This is a genomic window from Nocardia sp. NPDC003345, assembly GCF_053589395.1.
The window spans coordinates 49,050-61,177 of sequence record NZ_JBSFRU010000004.1 but is presented as its reverse complement, the minus strand read 5'-3'; the positions used below and the strand labels follow the sequence as shown (position 1 = coordinate 61,177).

The 12,128-nt window shown below is 71.0% G+C and carries 4 protein-coding genes; all 4 read left to right on the top strand.

The features are described from left to right. Positions 1-1,946 (top strand): amino acid adenylation domain-containing protein (locus ACWDU1_RS01270; RefSeq protein WP_449994786.1); only part of this gene is annotated, 1,946 nt, incomplete at its 5' end. Then, entirely contained in the window at positions 1,943-6,307 is a 4,365-nt protein-coding gene (locus ACWDU1_RS01265) for a condensation domain-containing protein (protein WP_449994784.1), read from the top strand. The genes ACWDU1_RS01270 and ACWDU1_RS01265, both read left to right, overlap by 4 nt. Beyond that, entirely contained in the window at positions 6,304-7,158 is an 855-nt protein-coding gene (locus ACWDU1_RS01260; protein ID WP_449994782.1) for a 3-hydroxyacyl-CoA dehydrogenase family protein, read from the top strand. The genes ACWDU1_RS01265 and ACWDU1_RS01260 overlap by 4 nt, the downstream gene beginning before the upstream one ends. Then, on the top strand, positions 7,145-12,127 hold the full coding sequence (locus ACWDU1_RS01255; RefSeq protein ID WP_449994780.1) for an amino acid adenylation domain-containing protein: 4,983 nt from the start codon (positions 7,145-7,147) through the stop codon (positions 12,125-12,127). Before ACWDU1_RS01260 ends, ACWDU1_RS01255 begins: the two co-directional genes overlap by 14 nt. Position 12,128 lies beyond the last annotated feature (1 nt).

The window sequence follows — 12,128 nt, the reverse complement described above, 5'->3', positions numbered from 1 at the left end:
TCACGCTGCGCTTCGCCGGATTCGTCGTGCTGGAACAGGACCCGGAACTGGTACTGCTCGGTCACGACGGGCACACCGCGGCGCCCCACACCGCTCATGTGCTCGTGCGGTCGGCCGACGCGCCGACACCGCCCGGTGACCTGATCGGCGGTCTGCTGCGGCGGGCCGCCGAGTTCCCGGATCGGCCCGCGCTGATCTCCGGTGGGGAAACACTCACCTATCGCGAACTCGTCGACCGCACCGCCGCTCTCGCCGGGCGTCTGGTCGGAGCGGGTGTACGTCCCGGCGACGTGGTGCTGTGTCTGCTACGGCAGGACGTGTGGACGGTGGTGGCGATGCTGGCCGTACTACGCGCGGGGGCGGCGTGGTGTCTGGTCGAGCCCGGTCGGGCCGAGGCGCGGGTGCGTGCACTGGTCGACGACCTGACCTGTACCGCTGTCGTATTCGACGAGCACGCGCCGACCACATCGCACGGGGAAGTGGAGGCACTGCTCGCCCCCGCGTCGGCCCGGCCCGCTCTGGTACCGCTGGGCCGGACCGCACCGGCCGGTCCGCTGCCCGGTCCGCCGCCCGCGTCGGCGCCCGCCTATGTCATCACCACCTCGGGATCCACCGGCGCACCCAAAGCGGTCGTGGTCAGCCGCGGCAATCTGGCCGCGATGATCTCCGGACGCGACTATCCGTACGAAGACGGCGCATTGGTCACGCTGTCGACCTGCCCGCTCACCGCCGACGCCGCGCTGGTCTTCGGTCCGTGGGTCCTCACCCGGGGCGGGACCGTGGTGGTACCGACCCACCGGGAGCTGCCCGACGCCGCGGCGGTCGGTGCGCTCGTGGCCGGGGCGCGGGTGAGTCATCTCGTCGCCACACCGTCGTACTACCGGCTGCTGCTGCCGATTCTGGCCATGGCTTCGGCCGCGCCGACGGTGGTGGCCCTCGCGGGTGAGACGCTGTCCCCGGCACTGGCCGCCCGGCATCGTGAACTGCTGCCCGCCACCGTCCTGATGAACGAGTACGGCCCCACCGAAGCGACCGTGACCTGCGTCCGGCACGTGGTCACCGATACCGCGACGGTGCCCATCGGGCGGCCGCTGCCGGGCAATTCCGCGCGGGTGCTCGGGCCGGAGTTGACGGTGACGCCCGGCGAAGCCATCGGAGAACTGTATATCGGCGGGGATCAGGTCACCATGGGCTACGCCGCCCGACCCGGGCTCACCGCGACCCGATTCGTCGCCGACCCGTTCGCCGGTGAACCCGGCGCGCGGATGTATCGCACCGGCGATCTCGCGCGACTCATCACCGGAGGCGATATCGACTGTCTCGGCCGTACCGACGGCCAGGTGCAGATCCGCGGCGCACGGGTGGAACGGCACGCGGTGGAGGCGGTGCTGGAGACCCATCCGGGAGTCGCGCACGCGGTGACCCTGGTACGCACCGGCCGCGACGGCATCGACGATCTCGTGGCGTTCATCGTGCCCGCCGTCGGCGCCGCGGCGCCCGGTCGCCGGGAACTGGCCCGGCACTGCGCCGAACGGCTCTCGCCGTTGGAGGTGCCGAGCCGGTTCGTGCCGATCGACACGATTCCGATAGCCGCGGCGGGCAAGCTCGATGCGGCTGCCCTGCTGGCCCGCGCCGACGATCCCCCGCTGCCGGGGCCGTCGCGCGCCGACTGGACGTCCGGGCAACGCGAGATCGCCGAACTGTGGTCCGCCGCGCTCGAACACGACGACTTCGATCTCGACGATTCGTTCTTCGAGATCGGCGGCAACTCGCACCGGGTGGTCGTGCTGCATCTGCTGCTCGAACAACACCGGCCGGGCGCGGTGCGCGTCGGGCAGCTGTTCGATCTGCGCACGATCCGCGACCAGGCCGATGCGCTCGCGGCCGGCGCCGCGGTGCCCGCCGAACCCTTGCCACCCGTCTCCACCCGAGCTTTCGAGCTGTGACCCCTCAGGAGCACACCGTGCCGGACCCCGGCGCCCACGTCACCGCCCACGCGCGTGACACCGATATCGCCGTTGTCGGTATCGGTGCGCGCTTCCCCGATGCCGCCGACCTCGCGGAATTCCGGGCCAACCTGGCCGCGGGGCGCGAATCGGTGGGGCCGATGCCGCCCGGACGGATCGCCGCGACCGGCCTGGACGACACCGTCACATACCTGCCGATGGGCCACCTTGCCGAGATCGACCGATTCGACTACCGCTTCTTCGGAATGTCGCGCCGGGAGGCGTGTGTCACCGATCCGCAGCAGCGGCTGGCCCTGCTGCTGGCCCAGCGCGCGATCGAGGATGCCGGATACACCACGGAACGGCTGGCCCGGGCGGTCACCGCGGTCACGCTGAGCGCGGCGCAGTCGAGTTACCACTCCGCCGCGGTGGACCCGGGTCCATTGAGCCTGCTCGGAAACGCCACCTTCGCGGGGCCGGCGCGCATCGCGCACCGGTTCGGGTTCACCGGCGCCTGCTTCGGTGTCGACAGCGGATGCAACAGCGCGCTCGTGGCGGTGCACCAGGCCTGCCGCGAACTGCGCGGCGGGGACGCCGATTACGCACTCGCCGGTGGTGTGGTCGTCCGGGTACACGGCGCGCCGTCCTGGGGCGGGGGCAGCTTCTCCGAGATCATGTCGCCCACCGGCGTCTGCCGCGCCTTCGACGCCGATGCCGACGGCACCGTGAACGGCGAGGGCGGGGCGATCCTGCTGCTCACCACGGTGGCCCGGGCACTGGCCGACGGTGCCCCGATCCACGCGGTGATCCGCGGGAGCGCGACCCGGCACAACGGAGCGGCCGCCGCCACCATCAGCACACCGAGCGCCGCCGCCCAGAGCGCCGTCATCGCCAGGGCCTGGGAGGCTGCCGGACTCGATCCGCGGGCGGCCGGTTATCTCGAGACCCACGGGTCCGGGACACGGCTCGGTGACGCGGTGGAACTGGAATCGATCAGCGCGGTTTTCGGTGGCGGACCGGGCCTGCCCATCGGCTCGGTGAAGACGAATATCGGTCACCTCGATCATGCCTCGGGTATCGCAGGCCTGGTCAAAGCGGTGCTGAGCGTATCGGAGGCGCAGCTGTTCCCGTCGCTACACTTCACCCGCCCGACCGGCGATTTCGACCTGGCGGCCGCCGGTATCGAGGTGGTGACCGAGAACCGCCCGTGGCGCGCAGAAGCGGTACGCGCCGCCGGAGTCAGCTCCTTCAGCCTGGGCGGCAGTATCGCGCACTGTGTGGTGTCGCAGGCGCCGCCGACGCCCGCCACCCCGCCGTCGCGCCGCGCCCGTTTGATCGGTGTGTCCGCGCGTACGCCCGAGGCGTTGAGCGAGCTGTGCGCCCGGCTCGCCGCGGCGGTGCGCGGCACCGACGCCACGCTGGACGAAGTGGCCGCGACCCTCACCCTCGGCCGGGACCAGTACGAGCACCGGGTCGCCGTGACCGCGTCGGACACGGCGGAGCTCGCCGAGTCGCTGGACAAGGCCGCCGTATGCGCGCACCGCGTGCCGACCGCGCCGCGCGTGGTGCTGCTGCTGTCCCCCGACGCCGTTCCGGTCCCTTCGCACCCGGCCGGTACCGTCGCGGCGCAGCCGCCCACCCTGCCCGCCGCGCTGCCCGCCACCGGAACCACAGCGGCGGTGCTGGCCGGACAGATCGCGGTGCACGAAAGGCTCACCGCGTGCGGTGTCCGGCTCGCGGCACTGCTGAGCGCGGGATCGTCACGCTTCGCCGCCCGGTACCTGCTCGGCTCCCGCGACGGCGTCGAACCGGCCGACCTCGCCGACGCGCCGCCCACCGTCGACGGCGACCGGCTGATCGGCGCGGTGCGCACCCTCATGGCCGAAGGACCCGTGGTTTTCGTGGAGCCCGGCCGGGACGGCAGACTCGCCCGGCTCATCAGCGACGCGGTACCGGAAGCCGAGATCGTCCGCGCGACCGCCGATACCGCCGATCTGGACGAACTCCTGGGCCGGTTGTACGAATACGGCGTCGACCTCGACTGGTCGGCCGTCGCGCCCGGCCACGCCCGCCGGGTACGTCTGCCCGGCCACCCGATGCGCGAAACCGGCTGCTGGGTCGACCTGCCCCGCGCCACGGCGTCCGCGGTCGTACCGCCCACAGTGCCCGGCACGTCGCACGACCACTCCGATCCGGTGCGCTGGCTGCGCAGCACCCTCGCCGAACTGCTGTACACCGACGACGAGATCGACGAGAACGCCGACTATTTCGCCCTCGGCGGCAATTCGCTGATCGCGGTGCAACTGGTGGACCGGATCGAGGAGGCCTACGGGTTCCGGCCGAAACTGCTCGACGTCTACGAGCGCCCCCGGCTGGCCGATTTCGCCGAGCTGCTCACGACCGGCCGCACCGCCGGTACCGCGCGCGCACCGATCCCGGCCCTGGTCGCGCACGACGAACCGGTCATGTCCTCGGGACAGGAACGGATGTGGTTCCACCACCAGTTCGATCCGCGCACGACGCTGTACAACTACCCGGTCGTCCAGCTGTTGCGCGGGCCGATCGACCCGGACGCGCTGCACGGCACCTTCGACGACCTCGTCGAGCGGCACGAGCCCCTGCGGTACAACTTCGCCGAAGTGGACGGTGTCGCGGTGTTGCGTATCCGTGATCGGCTGGAAGGCTACGTCCGCCGCGTCGACGTCTCCGCCGAACCCGATCCGCTCGCCGCGGCCCGCGACCTCGTGCGCGCTGCCGCCACCGAGCCGTTCGACCTCGCGGTGGACGCGCTGCTGCGGGTACTGCTCATCACCGTGGGACCGGATACCCATGTACTGCAATTGACCTGCCATCACGCCGTCACCGACGGTGCGACCCCGACTATTCTCGGGCGCGAGCTGCCGGAACTCTACGCCGCGCGGCGTGCGGGACGGCCGCACCGCCTGGCACCACTGCCGATCCGATACCGCGACTACGCGGCCTGGCATCGGGCACTGCTGGCGAGTTCGGCGCTCGACCACGAACTCGACTACTGGCGCGCCACGCTGGCCGGTGCCCCGGTGCTGCGGCTGCCCACCGACTTCCCACGACCCGACCGCAAGACCTATGTCGGCGACCTGCATCCGTTCACCATCCCCGCGCGGCTGCTCACCGATCTGCGCGCGCTGGCGGGTCGCGCCTCGGTCTCGTTGTTCGTGGTCCTGCTCAGCGCCTTCTATCTGACTCTCGCGCGGCACAGCGGCCAGCGCGATATGGTCGTCGGCACTCCTACCACCGGACGCGGTCGCAGCGAATTCCAGGACCTGATCGGCTATTTCAACAGTACGGTCGCCTTGCGCACCGACTTCACCGCCGACACCACATTGCCGGAGATGCTCACCCGGGTGCGCTCGGTCGTATTCGATGCGCTCGAACACCAAGAGATCCCGTTCGACCGGGTGGTCAGCGCGGTGGCACCGCAGCGCGACCTGTCGCGCACACCGCTGTTCGATGTGCTCTACATCCACCAGGTGACGCCACGAATGGAGCGGCTCGACGAGGCGGGCACGGAACTGTTCGATCTCGAGCACGCCGCGAGCAACGAGTTCGGCGGATTGCCCACCGGCACCGCGAAATTCGATCTGACGCTGATCACCTTCGAATACACCGACAGCGTCGCCCGCGATATCGGCGCGTGCCTGGAGTTCAGTACCGAGTTGTTCACCACGCAGACGGTCGCCGCGCTCGGCGACGCGTTCCTGGAGATCCTGACGGCGATGGTGTCGGACGCCGCCGCGCCGATCGAGGCGCTGATCGCCGGACCCGGGCGCCCGGACGTGACGATGTCGATCCCCACCGATCGGCCACGCACCGGAAACACCGCGGAATACGAGGTGGTCACGCGTGCGATGGAGCCGGCTCGCGCGGAACTCGATAGCTTCGGAACCGCGCTGTTCTACGCATACGCGGTGCTGCTCGGCTGGTACAGCGGCGGTGACCGGTTGCGTATCGGCATGCCCGGCGGAGCCGATGGTGCGCGCGACATCATCGTCACCATCCGGCCGGACACCACCTGGCGGATGGTGCGCGACACCCCGCCGGAATCGGCCGCGAGTACCGGCGCGACGCCCCTGCGATACCTCGGCGACGCGCGGGTCGCGCCGGCGGACACCACGACCGAACTCGCGCTCGCATGGGCGCCCGACTCCGCCGAGCTGCGTGTGTACTACGCGACCGCCCTGTTCGACCGGTCCTCCGCCGAGACCATCGCCGACGAACTGGTCGCGCTGGCGCGGGCCGCGATCGACAGACCGGACGAACCGGTGCACGACACCGTGCTCGGCATCACGGCCTGCCACGACGAACAGGAGATTCATTCGTGACCGCACAGCACCGGGTCGGCGTGGTCGGCGCGGGCACGATGGGCGCGGGTATCGCCCAATGCGTGGCCGCGGCGGGTATCCCCGTCACCGTGGTCGATCCCGATCCCGTCGCCGCCGAACGCGCCCGGCGCGGCATCCGCGCCGCGCTGCGTTCGAGCGTGCTGCTGGGCCGCGGTCCGCGCCCCGGCGAGCTCACCGAGATCACCGGCCGCATCAGGTGGTCGCAGCGCGTCGAGGAGCTGCGCGAGGCCACCTTCGTCATCGAATCCGTCACGGAGCGAGTCGCACTCAAGTACCGCGTACTGGCCGAACTCGACCGCGTATGCGCGCCGTCGGCGGTGTTCGCCTCGGGGACCTCGGCCATTCCCATCACCGACCTGGCTGCCCGCACCACCCGCCCGGAGCTGATGCTCGGACTGCATTTCATGAACCCCGCGCCGCTGACCGAGGCGGTGGAGGTGATCACCACCGCGCAGACCACGCCCGCGACCCTGGCCACGGCGCTCGACCTGCTGAACGCACTCGGCAAACGCGGGATCGTGGTCGGTGACGGTCCGGGATTCGTCATCAACCGGGTGCTCATGCTCGCCATCGCCGAGGCCGCCGCTGTCACCGAATCAGGGACCGACGCCGCCACGGTCGACGCCCTGTTCGAGGGCTGTCTCGGCCATCGGATGGGGCCGCTGCGCACCGCGGATCTGATCGGCCTCGACAATGTGGCCGACACCCTCGCGGTGCTGCGCGAGGCCACCGGTGACGGCCGCTATCGCGTACCGGACGCGCTGGCCACGCTGGTCGGGAACGGGTATCTGGGCCGCAAATCGGGAAGAGGATTCCATGCCTACCCCTGAGACGAGCACACTCGACCGCCCGTTCGAGCAGACGCCGGGACTGGGCCCGCTGGCCCGGCGCAGCGGCGGCGGGACAGCGGCGGTGGTGCTGGCCGCGCTGGCGGTGTACACGCATCGCCGCACGGGCGCGGACCGGGTGACCGTCGGCTATCGATCCGGCACCACCGCGATCGGAATCGGCGTGACGGTGGCGGCACGCGGCGACTTCCGCGGCGTCGCCGCCCAGGTCGGGGCGCTGCTCCGGCAGCGTTCGACCGGCGCCGCCGGACCGGAATGCCCGACCGCGGTGTACGACAACGACAACGGGTGGCACATCGGGTTGCCCGCGGTCGAGGTGCCCATCTTCACAGCGCTTTTCGCGCGACTCGTGGCCGCGCCCGGAACCCCGGTCGCCCGGGTCGACCTCACCGCCGCGGCGGACCGCGCGCGCATCCTGCGCCGCGGCGGCCCGGTGCGCGCCCGGGACCCGTACGCCACCACCCTGACCGGCTTCGAGTCGATCGCACGCCGGTCACCCGAGTCGATCGCGCTGGTATCCGGTGCGGAATCGGTCACCTACGGTGAGCTCGACACGCGCGCGAATCGACTGGCACGCGGTCTGATCCGGCGTGGTGTCGGCCCGGATAGGGTGGTCGGCGTCGCGATGGTCCGGTCGGTCGAAGCGGTCGTCGCGGTGTACGCGGTGCTGAAGGCCGGCGGTGCGTACCTGCCGCTGGAACCGGGTCATCCGGCCGCACGGCTGAATCGGATCCTGACAGCGGCCGCACCGGTGCTGGTGCTGAGCACGCGCGGGGCCGGCTTCGCCACCGACGCCGTGCCCGTCCACCACCTCGACGAGCCGGATGATGTGGACGAAGACGGCGCACCCCTGCACGACACCGACCGGCACGCGCCGCTGCGCTCCGGCAATCTGGCCTATCTCATGTTCACCTCCGGCTCGACCGGCGTGCCCAAGGGCGTCGCGGTCCCGCACGCGGCGGTGGTGGACCATCTGCGGTGGATGAGTGAGCACATCGGCCTCGACGAGACCGACACCGTCCTGCAGAAGACGCCGGTCACCTTCGACGTCTCGATCTGGGAGCTGTTCTGGCCCACGAGTACCGGAGCGACCCTTGCCATCGCACCGCCGTCGGCGCATACCGACCCGGCCGAACTGACCCGGCTGATCGCCGCGCACGCGGTGACGACCCTCCAGTTCGTACCCTCGACGCTGAGCAACCACCTCACTGTGGCGTCCGGGTTCCCCGCGTGCGTCCGCCGCGTGCTGACCATCGGGGAGACGCTCACACCCGCCCTGGCACAGCGTTTCGGTGCGGCGACCCCCGCGCGGCTGCACAACCTCTACGGGCCGACCGAAGCGACCGGCGCCGTGACGGGATACACGGTGCGGATGCCGGCTTCGGCGTCGATACCCATCGGTTCGGTCGCCACGAATACGCGGGCCTACGTTCTCGACGCGCGGCTGCGCCCCGTTCCCGACGGGCTGCCGGGCGAACTGTATCTCGCGGGCGCGCAGCTGGCGCGGTGCTATCAGGGCGAGCCCGCGCGTACGGCCGAGCGTTTCGTCGCGGACCCTTTCGAACCCGGCGCGCGGCTGTACCGCACCGGCGATATCGTCCGGTGGAATGCGGCCACCGAGCTGCTGGAGTACCGCAGCCGAGCCGATCTCCAGGTCAAACGCCACGGTGTGCGTATCGAACTGGGCGAGGTGGAGGCCGCGCTCGCGGCATGCGCGACGGTCGCGCAGGCGGTGGCGACGCTGCGCCCCGACGGAAGGCTCCTCGGTTATATCGTGCCGGTAGCGGGCGCGGACTGTGTTCCGGACGCACTCCGCACGGAATTGTCCGGCGCTCTCCCGGCCGCCATGATGCCCGACGATATCGTCGTGCTGGACGCGTTCCCCGCCACAACCGCGGGCAAGGTGGACCGGGCGGCACTACCCGAACCGGCGCCACGCGACATCCCGTACCGGGCGCCGTCGACGCCGGTGGAGCGGATATTGACCGATGTGTTCGGGCAGGTACTCGGCCGGGACGGGGTCGGTGTCGACGAATCCTTCTTCGCCATGGGCGGCGACAGCGTCATGTCGATTCTGCTGGTCTCCCGGGCGAAATCGCGGGGCGTTCACATCACCCCCGCGCAGGTCTTCGAACGGCCCACCGCGGCGGGGCTGGCCACGGTCGCCACGACCGGAGAACCCGGGCGGCAGGTGCTCGCCGAACTACCCGGCGGCGGGGTGGGCGAGATGCCACCGCCGCCCACCGTCCTCGCGCTGATCGAGCGCGCCGCCGCCGGTGGCGTGCCGTTCGACCGATACGCGCAGCACATGGTGCTCGACCTGCCCGCGGGCATCACCGAGACCACGCTGCGACAGGTGATCGGGGCGGTCGTCGCACGGCACGATATGCTGCGCGCCCGGCTCTACCGCGACGCGGGCGGCCAGTGGCGCCTGTTCGCCGACCCACCCGGATCCGTGGAGGTCGGCTCCGTTCTGCGCCGGGTCGATATCTCATCGGCCGATGACGTCGAAGAGGCCGCGATCCTCGCGCGTGAAACGGACGCCGCGACCGGCCACCTCGACCCGGCGAACGGGGTGGTGCTGCGGTGTGTCCTGCTCGATCGGGGCCCCGGCGATCGCGGTGGACTCCTCGTCGTCGTGATCCACCACATCGCGGTGGACGGTGTGTCCTGGCGCATCCTGATCCCGGACTTCGTCGCGGCGTGGGCCCGGCTCGAATCGGGCCGGTCACCGCGGGTGCCCGCCTCGGGGACCTCGGTGCGGCGATGGGCACACGCACTGCGTGACAGCGCGGATGACGTCGAACTGCTCGCCCAGGGCGACATCTGGCGGGAACAACTGCGCGGGCCCGATCCACTGTTCACCGATCGCCGGCTCGATCCGCGTATCGACAGCGCCGCCACGATGCGCCGCATCGTCCGCCAGTTCGACGAGGCGACGACGTCGGCCGCCGTGACCACGCTGCCCCCGCGCTACGGCACCGATACCAACACCATCCTGCTCACCGCGCTGACCGTGGCGATGGTCGCGTGGCGCGGCGGTGACAGCTCCGTCGTCCCCGTGCGGATGGAATCCCACGGCAGAAACGGCGATCTCGTGCCCGGCACCGACCTGTCCCGCACGGTCGGCTGGTTCACCGCGGCCTATCCGTGCCGCTTCGACCTGGCAGGTATCGATATCGCGGACGCGATCGTGGGTGGGCGCGCCCTCGCCGCCGCGGTGAAAACCGTGAAGGAACAACTACGTGCCATACCCGGGGGCGGCGTCGGCTACGGGTTGCTGCGCTACTTCGATACCGGCGTCGACCTCCCGGCCGACACCACTCGAGTGTCGTTCACGTATCTGGGCGCGATCTCCACGGCGAACGGCCCCTGGCTGCCCACGGACCTCGCGACCGACCCTGATCCGATCGACCCCGGCCTACCCGCCGATGTGGCCCTCGCGATCGATACCGCGGTGGTCGGTGGACGGCTCACCGCGGGCTTCTCGTTCCCCGAGACCCTGATCGGACCCGACCGCGTCCACGAGTTCGCCGAACTGTTCGGAACAGTCCTGCGCACCCTCGCGCGGCATGCGGCCGACCCCGCCGCCGGCGGGTGGACCCCCTCGGATTTCGCCCCCGCCGGTCTGCGGCAATCCGAGATCGATCGCTGGGAGCGCCATTACGGCCGGTTGTGCGATATCCGGGCGCTCACCCCGATCCAGGAGAAGTTCGCCGATCTCGCACCCGCGGACGGACCGGAGGTCCACACGCTCCAGGTGGTGCTGACCTGCGAAGGGAATCCCGATCTCGTACGCCTGCGCGCGGCCGCGCAGCATATCGTGGATCGGCATTCCGCGCTGCGGGCGGCGTTCGTCCGCGACGGCGGCGGCCGGTGGCGTCAGCTCGTCGTCGCGACCGCGCCGATCGAGGTCCGGGAAATCGACCTGAGCGAACGCGGTACCGAACTGGACGATGTCCTGGCCGCGGAACAGGTGCGCCCATTCGATCTGGAAACGCCGCCGCTCCTCCGATTCCTGCTGATCCGGACCGCGGAGCGCCGCTGGGTGCTGTCGGTGACCAATCACCGGCTGCTGTTCGACGGCTGGTCCGCGCCGATCCTGATGCGAAACCTGCTGAGCGCCTTCGCGCTCGGTGTGGCCCGCCCCGGCGAGGTGGACGACGGGTTCGCCACCTTCCTGCGCTGGCGGGACGCCCGGAACCGGGAGCCCGCCGCCGCGGCCTGGCGCGCTGCCCTGCACGATCTCACCGCGCCGACCCTGGTCGCCGCGCCGGGCGGCGCACCACGGGATCCGGTGCGGTCGCATACCGAACACCTGGTGACACTGACGCCCGCGCGCACCGCCGCGCTGGCCGGTGTCGCCGCCGCATCCGGTGTCACGCTGAACACCGTCCTGCAGTACGTGTGGGCGTCGGTGCTGGCCGATCTCACCGGGAGCGACGATGTTCTGTTCGGCGCGGTGGTCTCCGGCCGGCCCGCGAGTATCCCCGGTATCGACGCCATGGTCGGCTCGTTCATCAACACCGTGCCGGTGCGGGTGCGCCGGGGCGAGGACCAGCCGATGGGCGCGCGGCTGCGGGCGCTGCAGGCCGAGCAGGCGGCACTACTCGACCACCACTATCTCGGACCGGCCGAGATCGAGGACGCGGCCGGTGTTCCGGTGCGCGAGTACTTCGACACCCTGCTGGTGTTCGAGTCGTATCCGGCCGACGTCGCGCCGACCCCCATCACGGTGGGTGACCTGGTGCTGACCGAGCTGTCGTCGCGGGAGATCACGCTGTTTCCGCTGACCGCGACGGTATGGCCGCGCGAGCAGCTGACAGTGGCACTGCACTGGCACCGCGATCTGCTGGACGACGATCAGGCCCGCCGGGTGATCGCCCGGCTGGAAGCCGAACTGGAACGGGTCGCGACCCTGCCCGCCGACGGCGCGAACGGAATGAGATGAC